This is a genomic window from Streptococcus infantis, from assembly GCF_047463315.1.
Taxonomy (GTDB): Bacteria; Bacillota; Bacilli; order Lactobacillales; family Streptococcaceae; genus Streptococcus; species Streptococcus infantis_AB.
Genome location: NZ_JASHEB010000009.1, coordinates 1 through 15,910 on the forward strand (window position 1 = coordinate 1; position 15,910 = coordinate 15,910).

At 38.8% G+C, this 15,910-nt stretch carries 13 protein-coding genes; 11 read left to right on the forward strand and 2 right to left on the reverse strand.

Annotated features, from left to right (window positions below):
• Window positions 1-419 precede the first annotated feature (419 nt).
• From QM857_RS08660 to glmS, 9 genes are all read left to right on the forward strand, one after another.
• Window positions 420-1,214 (forward strand): FxLYD domain-containing protein, encoded by a 795-nt coding sequence (locus QM857_RS08660; protein WP_414275702.1) that lies wholly within the window; start codon window positions 420-422, stop codon window positions 1,212-1,214.
• Window positions 1,215-1,577: 363 nt separating this feature from the next.
• Entirely contained in the window at window positions 1,578-2,162 is a 585-nt protein-coding gene (locus QM857_RS08665) for a DUF6287 domain-containing protein (RefSeq protein ID WP_414275703.1), read from the forward strand.
• 298 nt (window positions 2,163-2,460) lie between these two features.
• Complete coding sequence (locus QM857_RS08670; protein ID WP_178894601.1) at window positions 2,461-2,973, forward strand: GNAT family N-acetyltransferase; 513 nt, start codon at window positions 2,461-2,463, stop codon at window positions 2,971-2,973.
• A 146-nt stretch (window positions 2,974-3,119) separates the two neighbouring features.
• Window positions 3,120-3,806, forward strand: a complete 687-nt coding sequence (locus QM857_RS08675) for an XRE family transcriptional regulator (protein WP_178894602.1) — start codon at window positions 3,120-3,122, stop codon at window positions 3,804-3,806.
• 3 nt (window positions 3,807-3,809) lie between these two features.
• Window positions 3,810-5,225, forward strand: coding sequence for a Y-family DNA polymerase (locus tag QM857_RS08680; protein WP_414275704.1), 1,416 nt, complete (start codon window positions 3,810-3,812; stop codon window positions 5,223-5,225).
• The gene (locus QM857_RS08685; protein WP_414275705.1) at window positions 5,222-5,584 is read left to right on the forward strand and encodes a hypothetical protein; all 363 of its coding nucleotides are present in this window, start codon (window positions 5,222-5,224) and stop codon (window positions 5,582-5,584) included. Before QM857_RS08680 ends, QM857_RS08685 begins: the two co-directional genes overlap by 4 nt.
• On the forward strand, window positions 5,577-5,870 hold the full coding sequence (locus QM857_RS08690; protein WP_414275706.1) for a DUF5960 family protein: 294 nt from the start codon (window positions 5,577-5,579) through the stop codon (window positions 5,868-5,870). Before QM857_RS08685 ends, QM857_RS08690 begins: the two co-directional genes overlap by 8 nt.
• A 100-nt stretch (window positions 5,871-5,970) precedes the next feature.
• Window positions 5,971-6,771, forward strand: a complete 801-nt coding sequence (locus QM857_RS08695) for an ADP-ribosylglycohydrolase family protein (protein WP_414275707.1) — start codon at window positions 5,971-5,973, stop codon at window positions 6,769-6,771.
• Between the two features lie 270 nt (window positions 6,772-7,041).
• Entirely contained in the window at window positions 7,042-8,850 is a 1,809-nt protein-coding gene (glmS, locus tag QM857_RS08700; protein WP_414275708.1) for a glutamine--fructose-6-phosphate transaminase (isomerizing), read from the forward strand.
• A 32-nt stretch (window positions 8,851-8,882) separates the two neighbouring features.
• On the opposite strand, the gene QM857_RS08705 is transcribed toward glmS, so the two are convergent.
• Together QM857_RS08705 and QM857_RS08710 are read right to left on the reverse strand one after the other, a co-directional pair.
• Window positions 8,883-10,358, reverse strand: coding sequence for a M protein trans-acting positive regulator PRD domain-containing protein (locus QM857_RS08705; protein WP_414275709.1), 1,476 nt, complete (start codon window positions 10,356-10,358; stop codon window positions 8,883-8,885).
• Window positions 10,359-10,510: 152 nt separating this feature from the next.
• Window positions 10,511-11,995, reverse strand: coding sequence for a DUF1846 domain-containing protein (locus QM857_RS08710; protein ID WP_414275710.1), 1,485 nt, complete (start codon window positions 11,993-11,995; stop codon window positions 10,511-10,513).
• A gap of 149 nt (window positions 11,996-12,144) precedes the next feature.
• On the opposite strand from QM857_RS08710, the gene QM857_RS08715 reads away from it, so the two are divergent.
• Together QM857_RS08715 and QM857_RS08720 are read left to right on the forward strand one after the other, a co-directional pair.
• The gene (locus tag QM857_RS08715; protein ID WP_414275711.1) at window positions 12,145-13,755 is read left to right on the forward strand and encodes a glycoside hydrolase family 13 protein; all 1,611 of its coding nucleotides are present in this window, start codon (window positions 12,145-12,147) and stop codon (window positions 13,753-13,755) included.
• A gap of 169 nt (window positions 13,756-13,924) precedes the next feature.
• On the forward strand, window positions 13,925-15,892 hold the full coding sequence (locus QM857_RS08720) for a peptide ABC transporter substrate-binding protein (RefSeq protein ID WP_414275712.1): 1,968 nt from the start codon (window positions 13,925-13,927) through the stop codon (window positions 15,890-15,892).
• The last annotated feature ends 18 nt before the right edge of the window (window positions 15,893-15,910 follow it).

Below are 15,910 nucleotides of genomic sequence, written 5' to 3' on the forward strand. Positions count from 1 at the left end.
GTAAAATCCACACCATTTAGATAAAATTAGTTGAATTTGATTGGAAAAACGCTTTTATAAAAGCGGAGAAAAGTCTTGATATTACGCTGTTTTTAGTCCAACTGAAATTCATACTTTCCAAACCAGGTCTTAAGAAAGCTCGTAAAGCATCACAATTCTCAAAACGTTAATCAATACGATTATATCAACGTTTACAGACATTCAAGAATTTACTCTTGGATGTCTTTTTTGTTGAAAAGTAAGACTTATCACAAAATTTTTCTTGAGTTATTTTTTATCGATAACTTATATCAAATAAATGAAATTTATTTGATATAAAAAAGGGACCGTATTACAATATCTAGTAAAAACTTCTATTAGTTTGACAGTAATCAAAGGAGTGTTATAATAGAAAAAAAGATAGAAATGAGAGATTGATTGTGGGAAAAAAACTAATAGGTGTAGTTTCAATACTTCTACTAATGCTTTTGCTTATATTTAATGCAAGTAAAAACAACAATAATACCTATGATAATGAATTTCTAACTTCGTTAGCAAAAGGGTTAGATAAACGTTGGGAGTTTGTTGCCAAAAGGGAGTATGATAAAGAATCACTAAAAAACTATAGAATCTGTGTGGATTATGAACTAAATGAACTTAAGAAATATAAAAATCGAGAGTTCGAAAATCCTGAGTTAAAGAAACTAGCTGACACCTATATTGATGTCCTTAAGAATGAAAAGGAAACGGCAATAAATCGAAAATACTTGGATAGAATCTTTAGAAACGAGTGGAACAAACTCCAATATAAACGTTATGAATTACTTTTAGATATTAATTCAATAAGTGAAATCCCTGTTCAAGATAAAAATAGTTTAAATAATATATTGAGGTCCGGTGAAGCTGTTAAAGAATTTAATAGAGTTTACGGAATATTAGTAGATACGTTTGATGCAAAAAACTTTGTAGTTGAAGAGGTTGAAGATGGATCAGAAAAAGAGAAACGATACGTGGGGAATTTTGAAAATACTACAGGTCATCGCATCAATTACATTGATATAAATATTTCTTTTTATGATGAAAATGATAAAATTTATTCTGGTTTTAAGTTTGAAACAAGATATTTATGGGAAAATGGAACTAAACAAAGCTTTGAATTCTCGATTCCAGATTCAGACAAGAGGTTCAAATATTTTAAGGTTAATTTGGGTGAAAACAGTTTTAGGTATGAGTAAGTTTCTTGTTTTATTAGCATAAAAATAATATATATTCAATAGACCTTAAGAAAGCTCGTAAAGCATCACAATTTAGTAAACGTTAATTCGAGAGAATTACTATACTTACAAAGAGCACCTTTCGAGGTGTTCTTTTTTGTACTTTCTTACTAAATTGGTGCAACATGACAAAGTCAGTTGCCTCAAAACGTTAATCAATACGATACTATCAACATTTACAGACATTCAAGAATTTTCTCTTGGATGTCTTTTTGTTTTAAAAATACAAAATTCACCCAAACAATATATTTAAATCCAATATTTTGTTCCTTGTATGAGTGTAGTATGATATAATTAAGTAAGAATAATTTAAAGGAGTTATGAATGAAAATAGGAAAAGGCATAAATTGGCTTTTGATTTTGTTATGTTCCTTAATCCCTATAGTGCTGATAAGTTCTCTCTTCTTCCTTTTTAATCATAAGAAGCAAGATGCAGAAGTAGTGACTACTCCTACAACGGAACAGCGTTCTACTACTAGTACGACAACGACTAGTTCACCAAGTACTAGTTCAACGACTTCCCAAGATAGTATTACTACTACCACAGAGGAGGAAAGACCTTCGACACAAGAAGAGAAAACGAATGCTGAATCACAAAAAATAGATGAGCAAGCCATTCTAAATGGAGATTTCTCTACTCTAGTTGGGACATGGAGAAATGGGCTTGGACAAGAGTTTACATTCGATAAAAATGGACTAGTAAACAGTGGGAACATTGAGAAAGTGAGCATGGGTAGCCATGGAACTATTGAATTCAGTGTTAGATCTGGTTTTACAGGGTATGGAATGAGTGTTTACCCTGCTGGACTTATTATAGATGGGTTAGATTCTGACTTAAGTAAAAACAGGCTTACTGCTGGTCAAGCTGCTCCAACTAGCTCAGAACAAGTTTTTTATAAAGTAGACTAAATAATCAACCATCTCAGAATTGATGAGATGGTTTTCTTCTTTATTTGTAAGTCATTATCATTTTATGAAGATGAAGCAAGTAGGGTTTAAAAATAGCTTCCATAGGTGTTTCCAGCTTGTTTAGCAAGATGTTGGAATTTATGAGGACCTTGATGGATATTATTTTTCTTCATAGTATGTTGTGTTATAATGTAGATGCGATATGAATAAATTAAGATAGCTCTGTAAATTCTGTAAATATCACTTTGTGTGAACATGACTACATTTGAATTTATAGAATGGTAGGAGGTGGTTTACAATGATAAGTTTAGAGTTGATGTCTGAAGAAAATAGCATAGATGTTTATTCTTTTGAAAAAGAAAATAGAGAGTATTTTGAGCGAAGTTTACCTCCTAGACCAGCTCACTATTTTGATTCAGAAAGTTTTAAAGAAATTACAAGGGAATTGTTAAGGGAACAAGAGAATCATGATGTCTACATGCATCTTATTAGAGATACACAAGGTGTTATGGTTGGAAGAATCAATTTAAGTGTTTTAGGGAAGGATAGAAAAACAGCAGAACTTGGATATAGGATTGGAGAAAATGTTACTAATTTAGGATATGCCAGCGAAGCGGTTAAACTCGTTTTAGAAAAGGCCTTTACTACTTATGGTTTACATAAGATTATTGCGGGGACGGCAACGTACAATCTGGCTTCTCAGAGAGTGCTTTTAAAAAATGGTTTTACCTTTAGTAAAATCATAGAAAATGACTTTCAAATGAATAACGAGTGGATTAATACGGCAGTATTTGAGATAAGGAATCTATAGCATCATCATTACCAGCCGTTTGCCAAACCTCAACATTTCTAGTAGACATTCGTCTACTTTTTTTATATAATAAAACTAAACCAAAATGGTTGAATTTTGAAAACAAAGTCAACCTACGATGAAAACATCACGCTAGGAGGTAAAACATGTACCAACCAGAAAAACTCAAAGCTCGGAGAAAAGAGTTAAAGCTAACACAGAAAGAAATTGCAGAGCAGCTTGGCATTAGTTTTCAGGCTTATTCAGCTTGGGAACGTGGAGTCAAGGAGCCTTCTAAAGAGAAGGTTGCTCAACTAGAAGATCTTTTAAAAGTACCAAAAGGCTATTTCACCCAAATCGAAATTGTCCGTCTCTATAATAGCCTCTCGAACCAAGGGAAAGAAAAGGTGGTAGTCTATGCCCGTAATTTGGCTCAAGAAGAACAAGCCAAGAAGGTGACTGCTATTTCAGAAAAACTCTACGAGTATCACGTCTATGAACGCATGTCGGCTGGTATCGGAGCTTCGGTTTATGATGATCGAAACTTTGATACGGTTTACTTCAATGAAGAATTGGCTCACGATTTTGCTTCATGGGTGTCTGGGGATTCTATGGAACCTAAATATCAAAATGGTTCCGTGGCTCTGATTCGAGAGACAGGATTTGATTATGACGGAGCTGTCTATGCAGTGGTTTGCAATAACCAGACCTATATCAAACGGGTCTACCGTGAAGAAGATGGTCTGCGTCTGGTCTCTATCAATCCTAAATACAAGGATATTCACATTTCTTACGAAGAAGATCCGCGGATTGTGGGAATTATCGTAGGTAATTTTGTACCGATGGAGGGATAGCCTATGGGCTACTTTGATTATTCCAGAGAGCCCAAAAGTGATATTGCCTTTGTTGATATGAAGTCCTTTTATGCCAGTGTTGAGTGTGTGGAAAGAGGACTCCATCCCCTTAAAACCTCCCTTTGTGTCATGAGTCGAGCGGATAATTCTGTTGGGCTTATTCTAGCCGCCTCTCCTTTGTTTAAAAAGGTCTTTGGGAAAGCGAATGTAGGCCGTGCTTATGACCTTCCCTTTGATATCCAGACGCGCAAATTTTCCTACTACAATGCCAAGAAACAAGGCTTACGGACAGACCAAGACTATGTGAAATTCATCGAAGACTGGGCTCGGGTGACCGTCATTGTTCCTCCTCGGATGGATAAGTATATCGCGGTCAATATGGAAATTCAGCGCATTTTCCAGAATTATGGCAGTCCAGATGATATTTATCCCTACTCTATTGATGAAGGTTTTATCGATTTGACTAGTTCACTTAATTATTTTGTTCCAGACCAGCAGATTTCTCGTAAAGATAAGCTGGATATGCTTTCGGCTCGTATCCAGAGGGATATCTGGCGGCAGACCGGGATTTACTCGACAGTCGGCATGTCGAATGCCAATCCTCTGCTTGCTAAGTTGGCCTTGGATAATGAAGCCAAGCACACACCGACTATGAGGGCCAACTGGTCCTATCAAGATGTGGAAGATAAGGTCTGGTCCATTCCAAAGATGACCGACTTTTGGGGGATTGGACATCGGATGGAGAAGCGCTTGAATGCCTTAGAGATTTATTCGATTAAAGAATTAGCCAATAGCAATCCGGATTTTCTGAAGAAAGAACTTGGCCAAGCTGGACTGCGCCTATGGTTTCATGCCAATGGGATTGACGAGAGTAATGTTCATAAGCCTTATAAAGCTAAATCTCATGGTTTGGGCAATTCGCAAATTTTACCGAGAGACTATGTCAAACGGCGAGATATTGAAATTATCCTTCGAGAGATGGCTGAACAGGTGGCTATCAGGCTTCGAAGGGCTAGAAAGAAGACGACGGTGGTATCTATCCATCTTGGTTTTTCTAAGCAGGAACAAAAACGTTCCATCCATACCCAGATGAAGGTTGAACCGACCAACAGCACCAGTCTTTTAGTCAGTCATGTACTGAAATTATTCCATAGCAAATACACTTCTGGAGCCGTCAGAAGTGTTGCCGTTAGTTATTCAGGATTTGTGGATGAATCCTTTGCGTTGATTTCCCTTTTTGATGATGTTGATAAAGTAGAAAAAGAAGAAAGGCTCCAGACAGCCATTGATTCCATTCGAAAACAATTCGGCTTTACTTCCCTTTTGAAGGCGACTGCCTTAGAGGATGCGTCGAGAAGTATTGCCAGAAGTAAGCTCATCGGAGGACATTCTGCTGGAGGATTAGATGGACTCAAATGATTGATCGTTCTTATTTACCCTTCCAATCCGCAAGGGACTATCAGGATCCAGGGATGCAGAAGTGGATGGGCTTCTTTTTATCAGAGCATACGAGCTCGCTCAGTGAAGAAAAAAATCGTGTCGATTTCTCGACAGATTTGACTCCTGTTGAGAAGTTGCTCTTGCTCTCTCAACTCTATATAAATCGACTAAAAGGCTCTTTCATATTTAGAGAGAAAGAAGGCAAAAGCAGGATATTCGGTGAAGTAAGAGAATTATCTCCTGAAGGAGTCTCTATTAGAACGGATGATGGCTATAGACTGCTAAGGGTTGATGACATCCTAGAAATTCAACTGTGTCAGGAGGAAGTTGATGACTAGAAAAGAGCTTTATGAAAATAAATTGCAGATGGACTATTTCTCAGATGACTACATTCGTTTTGAGGAAGATTTTCAAAAATTCTCTGCCATGAATGTGCCTCTGACTTTCTTGATTGATGATATACTACGAACCATGGCTATTAACCAAAAGGACTACTTTGTCTTAAACAAGGAAAACGCCAAGGACGGTAGGGAACATCGGTTTTATTTTAGGGTGAGGATGGAAAAAGATTGTCCACGTACTCGAACCTATGCTTATCTTGGGCTGAAACAAAACTGCCTGTAGATTGCATAGGAAATACCGAAACAATAGTAAACATGGTATAATGAAGAAAATTCATGAAGTATTACCTGTGAACAGGAGAAAAACTTCTAGGAGGTAGCTTATGCTAGGAGCAGTTATTGGAGATATTATTGGTTCCCGATTTGAGGCGGATAATCATAAAAGCAAAGAGTTTGATTTGTTTACTCAGGATTCTTGCCCGACCGACGATAGTATCATGACATTGGCGATTGCTAAAGCCTTATTGGCTAGTAGGGAAGACTGGAATCAACTCTCACAAAATGCTGTCAAGTACATGCAAGAGATAGGGAGACAATATCCAGATTGTGGCTATGGCGGTCATTTTTTCTACTGGATTTTTTCAGATGATCCTCAACCCTATGGTAGTTATGGGAATGGTTCTGCTATGAGAATTAGCGCTGTCGGTTTTGCAGCAGACAGCATAGAGCAGGCAAAGGCTTTGTCCCGAGCAGTGACAGAAGTGAGCCATGATCATCCTGAGGGACTAAAAGGTGCAGAAGCAGTTGCAGTAGCAATCTTCTTGGCTAGAACTGGTTCTAGCCGCCTTGAAATCAGAGACTACATCGATAAAAACTACTATCCGATGGACTTTACCCTGGACCAAATTCGTGAGGACTATAGCTTTGATGTGACTTGTCAGGGTTCAGTTCCTCAGGCCTTCCAAGCCTTTTTTGAGTCACAAGATTTTGAAGATGCTATCAGAAATGCTATTTCCATCGGAGGAGATAGTGATACGATCGCTGCTATCTGTGGAGGTCTTGCAGAGGCCTATTATGGAATTCCTAATCCAATCAGAGATCAAGCTATGACCTATTTGGATGATCGTTTAGTAGAGATAGTGGAAACTTTTGAAAGTACTTATCCCTTCCAATCTAATAAATAATAGGCTGCGAGGGGTGAGAACAGATAAACTGTGATGTCTGGTGTTCGATAGGGTATAGACATAAGTTGATCAGCTATATTTCTAAGCCATTCAAGAGCTATTTCTTGAATGGTTTTTTGTTTGCGGTTTAAAAGTAATTGAACTATACCAATTTTTATTCTTGACAAGTAAAAGAAACAATTATATACTGTTTTTGCTGATTCTTTAAAGCGAGAATTAGACTATACCAATTTTAAGGAGAAAGCACAGCTTGTCTGTGTCGTATATACTATGTGTGGAATTGTTGGTGTTGTTGGAAACTCAAATGCAACTGATATTTTGATTCAAGGACTTGAAAAACTCGAATACCGTGGTTATGATTCGGCTGGAATTTTTGTTCTAGGTGGTGCTGAGAGCCATCTGGTCAAGGCTGTTGGTCGTATTGCAGAATTGTCTGCCAAGACAGCAGGCGTTGAGGGGACAACTGGTATCGGACATACTCGTTGGGCCACTCACGGGAAGCCAACAGAGGACAATGCTCACCCGCACCGCTCTGAGACAGGACGTTTTGTCTTGGTGCACAACGGGGTGATTGAAAACTACCTTGAAATCAAGGAAGAATACCTTGCGGGTCACCACTTCAAGGGACAAACAGATACAGAAATCGCCGTTCACTTGATTGGAAAATTTGCGGAAGAAGACGGCTTGTCAGTACTTGAAGCTTTCAAAAAAGCTCTTCACATCATCCGTGGTTCATATGCCTTTGCCTTGATCGACTCTGAAAATCCAGATGTCATCTATGTGGCCAAGAATAAATCACCTCTCTTGATTGGTCTTGGAGAAGGCTACAACATGGTCTGCTCAGACGCCATGGCCATGATTCGTGAAACTAACCAATACATGGAAATCCATGACCAAGAATTAGTAATTGTGAAAGCTGATAGTGTCGAAGTTCAAGATTATGATGGGAATAGCCGTGAGCGTGCTAGCTATACAGCTGAGCTTGACTTATCTGATATCGGTAAGGGGACTTATCCTTACTACATGCTCAAGGAAATCGATGAGCAACCAACAGTTATGCGTAAGCTCATCCAAGCCTACACAGATGAGGCTGGTCAAGTTGTCGTAGATCCAGCTATTATAAAGGCTGTTCAAGACGCGGACCGCATCTACATTCTTGCAGCTGGAACTTCTTACCATGCAGGATTTGCTTCTAAGAAAATGCTGGAAGAATTGACAGATACACCAGTTGAACTTGGCATCTCCTCTGAGTGGGGATATGGTATGCCACTTCTCAGCAAGAAACCACTCTTCATCTTTATCAGTCAATCTGGTGAAACAGCTGATAGCCGTCAAGTTTTGGTTAAGGCCAATGAAATGGGAATTCCAAGCTTGACAGTGACAAACGTGCCAGGATCAACGCTGTCACGTGAAGCTAACCATACCATGCTTCTTCACGCAGGTCCTGAAATTGCCGTAGCATCAACTAAGGCTTATACTGCCCAAATCGCAGCCCTTGCCTTCCTTGCAAAAGCGGTTGGTGAAGCAAATGGAAACGAAAAAGCTCAAGCCTTTGACTTGGTTCACGAGTTGTCTATCGTAGCCCAGTCTATCGAATCAACTCTTTCAGAGAAAGAATTGATTGATGCTAAGGTTCGTGACCTTCTTGAAACAACACGCAATGCCTTTTACATCGGACGTGGTCAAGATTATTATGTATCCATGGAAGCCAGTCTCAAGCTCAAAGAGATTTCTTACATCCAATGTGAAGGTTTTGCGGCTGGGGAGCTCAAGCATGGAACCATTGCCTTGATTGAAGATGGGACACCTGTTTTGGCCCTCTTGTCAGACCCAGTCCTTGCTAACCACACTCGTGGAAATATCCAAGAAGTGGCAGCGCGTGGTGCTAAGGTCCTCACCATCGCAGAAGAAAATGTTGCCAAAGATACAGACGATATCGTTCTTACGACCGTACACCCTTACCTCTCACCAATCTCAATGGTCGTACCAACGCAACTAGTCGCTTACTTTGCAACCCTACACCGTGGACTCGATGTGGACAAACCACGTAACCTTGCTAAGTCTGTAACGGTAGAATAACAAAAAAGTCTAGTTTAACTAGACTTTTTTTATTATAAATCTTGCATGGAAATCTTATTGAGTTCGTTGACAACTTGCAGGATAGATAGTCGACTGATATTGATGACGAGCATATCTTCGAGGCCTTTGATATCAAAATTAGTGACAATAGCGTCATAGTCACTTTGCCTAATTTCTTCGATATTTAGAGTTTCTTTGTCCCAAGTTTCATACTGGATGTTATTTGAAGTATGGAATTCGTAGAGAGATATCAAGAATTCTGGATGAGCAAAGTCATACTCACTCAGAACTAAGACTTTGACTTTCTTTTTATGTTCAAATAATTGATCTGTAAGTCCCTCTGCGTGAGTAAACAGGGTGTAGATCAGGTGAGAAAGAGCAGGTATCTTCTCCTTTTGTCCCATAATGTTCTTATAGCGCATCATTTCAAAGACGGTTGCTTCATAAAAATTAGGGAAGAATTTTTTAATCTTTCCAAGTGTATAGTCTTTATTTTGTGAAATGATCGATTCGGAGTTGATTTCTCTTCGCTCGAGTAAGGCAGTATTGTGCAAGTTCCAAATCAAAGTATCCGTATTTGAAAATTGAACACTAAATCTTCGAGTTAAGTTGTCCAGAATGTCTCGTGCAGCATGATAGGACAAATTAACTTTTTCGTCAGATTGACGAGCAGCTAGAAAGTCTTCGACTGTGAAGAAGAGACTAGGTTCAGCAAATGGACTGAAAATTTGATAGAGATTTTCCGGATTGATATCAATGTTAAGTCCTTGGGCCAATTCTTGTAACTGATGCTGAAAATCGGGTAGTTGGTCGAAAATAGGATTTAACCAGGAAATGTTTTGTTCTGATAACTGAACGAAATATCCTCTCTTCATTCGGTGCAAATCGACTGTAGCCTGTGTTCTGATTTGGTAAAGATTTTGATATTTTGCAGGGAATTTCGCCAAATTAATGAAGAAAGAGACAAAATTATTTATATTTCCTTCCTTAACCTCCTCAAAGGGCCAGTCCAGAAAATTATAAGCTTCGTGGAAAAATTGGGAGAAGAAAAATCGAATATCTTTTTCATCTCCAATGATAGATATTGGGGTTACCTTGAGCTTAAAGCGGTAAGTTCCATCAAGTGTCTTATTGATATCCGCAATTTTCTTTCGCAAGGAAGGAAGGGAAATATCCAAAGATTCAGCAAGATGCTCATAGGTAAAGGGGCTGTCCAAAAGGAAAAATGCTTTTAAAATTTGAAAATATTCAGACGTCTGTAAAAAATATTGGTAAATTCGCTCAATGCCATTATTTTTCGTATTCACCATCATTATCCCCGCAGTTGAGTGTCGAATATCAAAATCAGGAAAGATTTCACGTAATTCTTTGATATCACTTTTAATGATGCGAGCATTGTGTCCAATGGTTTTAGATAAATCATCTAGGTAAATCCAGTCAGGATTTTCAAACAAATATTCTAAAATCTTTAATTGCCTTTGCTCTTTTTGACTGAGTAATTCTCTCATTTTTAATAAACTCCCGAAGTAATGTTAGAATAATTAGAAAAGAAGATAGTCGGAAATCGTCAGAATCATAAAATAAAGTCACCCCTTAAGAGAGATTCGAAATCTATCGAAGAGGGGTGATACTTGATAAGAAGTTCTTACTAGTTTTCAATCTACTTACGATATAAACGGTCGTATTGGTAGTAGGGATCAAAGGTTACGTTAATTCCCAATTTACGGAGAACATTCTTATCTTCGTCCGTTAAGATGATCGTAGAATGAGCTTCGCTACCTTTGAGATTTCCGAGTTCTTTCATAGCACGGTCTGCATCAGGATTCTGCATAGCTGTAATTGCAAGAGCGATGAGAATCTCATTAGAATGAAGACGTGGATTGCGACTACCTAAGTGATTAATTTTCAAACCTTGGATTGGTTTCACCACTTCTGGTTCAATTAATTTTGTTTCGGCATCGATGTTAGCTGACTTTTTGATTGCATTGATCACAGCAGCAGCTGTTGGACCAAAGAGTTCCGAGTTCTTACCAGTGACAATTTCACCAGAAGGTAACTCAAGTGCTAGAGCGGGTCCATCTGTTTCTTCAGCTTTTTGTCGAGCAGCAACAGCTACCTTACGGTCAGCTGGTGTGATGCCGAGATCATTCATGAGAAGTTCGATTTTCTTGACAGCAGACTCAGCAACTTTTTCGGCTTTAAAGTCGAGAACTGTTTGATAGTAGCGACGGATAATCTCTTGTTTTGATGCTTCAATTGCAGCATCGTTATCAGTGATTGCAAAACCAACCATATTTACACCCATGTCAGTTGGAGATGCATAAGGAGACTCACCCAAGATACGTTCGAGCATACGCTTAAGAACAGGGAAAATTTCAATATCACGGTTGTAATTGACTGTTGTTTCTCCGTAAGTTTGGAGATGGAATGGGTCAATCATATTGACATCGTCAAGGTCTGCCGTAGCAGCTTCATAGGCTAAATTGACTGGATGATGGAGAGGAAGGTTCCAAACTGGGAAGGTTTCAAACTTAGCGTAGCCAGACTTAATGCCATTTAGTTGGTCGTGGTACATGTTAGACATACAAGTTGCCAACTTACCTGACCCAGGTCCAGGAGCTGTAACGACAATCAAATTGCGGCTAGTTTTGATATAGTCGTTTTTCCCCATACCTTCTGGAGAGATGATGTGATCCATATCTGTCGGATACCCTTTGATTGGGTAGTGAAGATAAGAGTCGATACCGTTTTTAGCTAATTGATTGCGGAAAGCATCTGCTGCAGGTTGGCCAGCATATTGAGTAATAACAACTGAACCTACAAAGATACCTAGCTCGTTGAATTTATCAATCAAACGAAGCACTTCTTGGTCGTACGAAATACCCAAATCACCACGAGCCTTTGAGTGCTCGATATTGCTAGCGTTAATGGCGATAACAACCTCAACTTGTTCTTTCAACTCTTGTAAGAGCTTGATTTTGTTATCCGGCTCATAGCCAGGAAGGACACGGGCAGCGTGGAAGTCCTCCAACATCTTGCCTCCAAACTCCAAGTATAGCTTGCCGTCAAACTGGTTAATACGCTCCAAAATATGGTCGCGTTGTAAGTTTAGATATTTTTCAGAACTAAAAGCTTGTTTTTTCATTTTTTTACCTCTGTTTTCTATTATATAAAAAAAATAGAAGATAAGAAACTACAGAGTAATAAAAGTAAGAAAAAAGATAAAGCAAACGCTTGCACAAATGATGAAAAAAGTCTATGATGGAGTAAAGTTAATTTAAAAGAGGTGAAAAGATGCAAGAAAAATGGTGGCATAATGCTGTTGTTTATCAAGTTTATCCAAAAAGTTTCAAGGATAGTAATGGAGATGGGATTGGTGATTTACCTGGAATTACTAGTAAGCTTGACTATCTAGCTAAGCTAGGAATCACAGCAATCTGGCTTTCACCAGTTTATGACAGTCCAATGGATGATAATGGTTATGACATTGCCAATTACCAAGACATCGCTGCTATCTTTGGAACCATGGAAGACATGGACCAGCTGATTGCTGAAGCCAAAAAACGAGATATTCGAATCATCATGGACTTGGTTGTCAATCATACCTCAGACGAGCATGCTTGGTTTATTGAAGCGCGTGAAAATCCTCAAAGTCCCAAACGTGACTACTATATTTGGCGAGATAAACCCAATGATTTAACCTCTACTTTTAGTGGTTCTGCTTGGGAATATGATGAAAAATCTGGTCAATACTATCTACACTTTTTCAGTAAGAAACAACCAGACCTCAATTGGGAAAATGAAGAGCTCCGCCAAAAAATCTATGAGATGATGAATTTCTGGATTGATAAAGGAATTGGCGGATTCCGTATGGATGTCATTGACATGATTGGGAAGATTCCTGATCAGAAGATTGTCAACAATGGTCCCATGCTTCATCCCTATCTCAAGGAAATGAATCAGGCAACTTTTGGCGACAAAGACCTTTTGACAGTAGGGGAGACTTGGGGGGCAAATCCAGAAGAGGCCAAGAAATATTCGAATCCAGAAGGTCAAGAGTTGTCTATGGTCTTCCAGTTTGAACATATCTGTCTTCAGTATCAGGAAGGACAACCTAAGTGGCACTACCAAAAAGATCTGGATGTCTCTAAGTTGAAGACTATTTTTAATAAATGGCAAACAGAACTCGGAGTTGAAGATGGCTGGAATTCACTTTTCTGGAACAATCATGACCTCCCTCGTATTGTCTCTATCTGGGGAAATGACCAAGACTACCGTGAAAAATCTGCCAAAGCGTATGCCATCTTGCTTCATCTCATGAGAGGGACGCCTTATATCTACCAAGGGGAAGAAATCGGGATGACCAATTTCCCGTTTGAAAGCTTGGATCAAGTAGAGGATATTGAATCCCTCAACTATGCGCGTGAGGCTCTTGAAAAAGGCGTTCCGATTGAAGAAATCATGGACAGCATTCGTGTGATTGGACGTGACAATGCTCGTACGCCAATGCAGTGGGATGCTACAGATTATGCTGGTTTTTCAAGTGCAAAACCTTGGCTATCAGTCAATCCAAACTATGCGAAGATAAATGTAAAAGAAGCTTTAGCAAATCCGGATTCTATCTTCTATACCTATCAAAAATTGGTAAACATTCGTAAGGAAAATAGCTGGTTGATTCGTGCTGACTTTGAACTGCTAGAAACGGCTGAAAAAGTTTTTGCTTATACCCGTAAAGATGGAGATCGTCGTTTCCTTGTGGTGGCTAATTTGTCCAATCAGCAGCAAGAGTTTACAGTAGAAGAGCCAGTTAAGTCTATCTTGATTGAAAATACCTCAGTAGAAGATGCTTTAGAGAAACAACTCTTGGCTCCATGGGATGCTTTCTGTGTCGAATTAGCTTATTAGACCTAAAAAAACTCAAGTATCTAAGATGCTTGAGTTTTTTCTAAAATAAGTGTAGAAATTTCTTTAAAAAATATTAGTTTGAATTTTCTAAAAAATTGCATGAAAACCCTTGCTTTTATAAAAAAATAGGGTATAATGGTGAAAAATAGTATTTTAAAGGAGAATACCGATGAAATCGAAAAAGTTGCTCGCAGTAGCAGGGATAACGATGAGTGCAGCTCTTCTTTTGGTAGCTTGTGGCAAGACTGAGAAAAAAGCAGACGCTCCAACAACATTTTCATACGTATATGCCATCGATCCGACAACATTGGACTATAGCATTACTAGTAAAAGTTCAACATCAGACGTCATCGCTAACTTGGTCGACGGACTCTTGGAAAATGACAAATACGGAAACTTGATTCCATCTCTTGCTGAAGACTGGTCGGTTTCACAAGACGGTTTGACCTACACTTACAAGCTACGTAAAGGTGTCAAATGGTATACTTCTGAAGGGGAAGAGTACGCTGAGGTCAAGGCTCAAGACTTTGTGACTGGTTTGAAGCATGCTGCTGATGGTAAGTCAGATGGTCTAACTCTTATCCAAGATTCTATCAAAGGTTTGGCAGAATACGTTAGTGGTGAAAGCAATGACTTCTCAACAGTTGGAGTTAAAGCAATTGACGACTACACTGTTCAATACACCTTAAACCAGCCAGAAAGCTTCTGGAATTCTAAGGTAACAACAGCGACTATGCTCCCAGTTAATGAAGAATTCCTAAATTCTCAAGGTAAAGATTATGGTGCAGCAACACCTTCAGGTATTCTCTATAATGGACCATATATTTTGAAGAACTTCACTTCAAAATCAGTGATCGAGTACGAAAAGAACCCTAATTATTGGGATAAAGACAATGTTAAGATTGACCACGTCAAACTGACTTTCTACGATGGATCTGACCAAGAATCATTGATTCGTAGTTTCTCATCAGGAGCCTATACAACAGCTCGTCTCTTCCCAACAAGTTCAAACTTTGACTCAACTAAGCAAGAATACGGGGATAAGATTGTCTATAGCCCGCAAGAAGCAACTAGCTATTACTTTACTTTCAACGTAAATCGCCAGTCTTACAATAAAACAGCTAAGACAGATGAAGCGCAAAAGACTTCTACAAAAGAAGCACTTCTCAATAAAAACTTCCGCCAGGCAATCAACTTTGCTCTTGACCGTCATTCTTACTCTGCTCAAATGAATGGTGAAGAAGGAGCGGACAAGATTATCCGTACCAGTCTTGTACCTTATGACTATGTACAGGTCGGTGAAAAGACCTTCGGTGAATTGGCGCAAGAACAATTGGTAACATACGGAGACCAATGGAAAGATGTAGCTTTGACTGATGGTAAAGATACCCTTTACAATCCGACAAAAGCAAAAGCTGCCTTCGAAAAAGCAAAAACAGAATTGCAAGCAAAAGGCGTAACATTCCCAATCCATTTGGATATTCCAGTTGAACAGACAGATGTCATTGCTGTTCAACAAACCAATTCCCTCAAACAATCTGTCGAAGCAGCGCTTGGAACTGAAAATGTTGTCATCGATGTCCTTCAAATGACAGATAATGAGAAAATGAGTATTACTTCTCAAGCCAAGGTTCCTTCTCAGAAAGACTATGACTTGAATGGAACTGGTTGGGGACCAGACTATCAAGATCCAGCTACCTATCTCAATATCCTGGATGCTAAGAAGGGTTCTGCCCTTAAACACTTGGGTATAACAAAAGGTAAAGATCCAGAAGTCATGGCTCAAGTTGGTCTTGATGAGTACAAGAAACTCTTGGATGATGCAGCATCAGAAACAAGTGACCTTAACAAACGCTATGAAAAATATGCTAAAGCACAGGCGTGGGTATCTGATAGTTCACTTCTCATCCCTGTAGCGTCTTCAGGAGGTTCTCCTACAGTTAGTCGTACAGTACCATTTTCGAAAGCCTACTCTCAAGTTGGTATCAAGGGAGATCCGTTTGTATTTAAAGGTTTAGAGTTGCAAAATGATATTGTAACCACTAAAGAATACGAAGAAGCTCTTAAGAAATGGCAAAAAGAGAAACTTGAAACAAATGCTAAATACCAAAAAGAACTAGCAAATCACGTTAAATAGTCTTTTGTAATGAATAAA

Bases quoted from the DNA above. Each gene is read 5' to 3' on its own strand.
- QM857_RS08710 (WP_414275710.1), bottom strand. From the start codon at position 11,995: ATGAAAAAACAAGCTTTTAGTTCTGAAAAATATCTAAACTTACAACGC.
- QM857_RS08705 (WP_414275709.1), bottom strand. From the start codon at position 10,358: ATGAGAGAATTACTCAGTCAAAAAGAGCAAAGGCAATTAAAGATTTTA.
- QM857_RS08695 (WP_414275707.1), top strand. From the start codon at position 5,971: ATGCTAGGAGCAGTTATTGGAGATATTATTGGTTCCCGATTTGAGGCG.
- glmS (WP_414275708.1), top strand. From the start codon at position 7,042: ATGTGTGGAATTGTTGGTGTTGTTGGAAACTCAAATGCAACTGATATT.
- QM857_RS08715 (WP_414275711.1), top strand. From the start codon at position 12,145: ATGCAAGAAAAATGGTGGCATAATGCTGTTGTTTATCAAGTTTATCCA.
- QM857_RS08670 (WP_178894601.1), top strand. From the start codon at position 2,461: ATGATAAGTTTAGAGTTGATGTCTGAAGAAAATAGCATAGATGTTTAT.
- QM857_RS08665 (WP_414275703.1), top strand. From the start codon at position 1,578: ATGAAAATAGGAAAAGGCATAAATTGGCTTTTGATTTTGTTATGTTCC.
- QM857_RS08690 (WP_414275706.1), top strand. From the start codon at position 5,577: ATGACTAGAAAAGAGCTTTATGAAAATAAATTGCAGATGGACTATTTC.
- QM857_RS08675 (WP_178894602.1), top strand. From the start codon at position 3,120: ATGTACCAACCAGAAAAACTCAAAGCTCGGAGAAAAGAGTTAAAGCTA.
- QM857_RS08680 (WP_414275704.1), top strand. From the start codon at position 3,810: ATGGGCTACTTTGATTATTCCAGAGAGCCCAAAAGTGATATTGCCTTT.
- QM857_RS08685 (WP_414275705.1), top strand. From the start codon at position 5,222: ATGATTGATCGTTCTTATTTACCCTTCCAATCCGCAAGGGACTATCAG.
- QM857_RS08720 (WP_414275712.1), top strand. From the start codon at position 13,925: ATGAAATCGAAAAAGTTGCTCGCAGTAGCAGGGATAACGATGAGTGCA.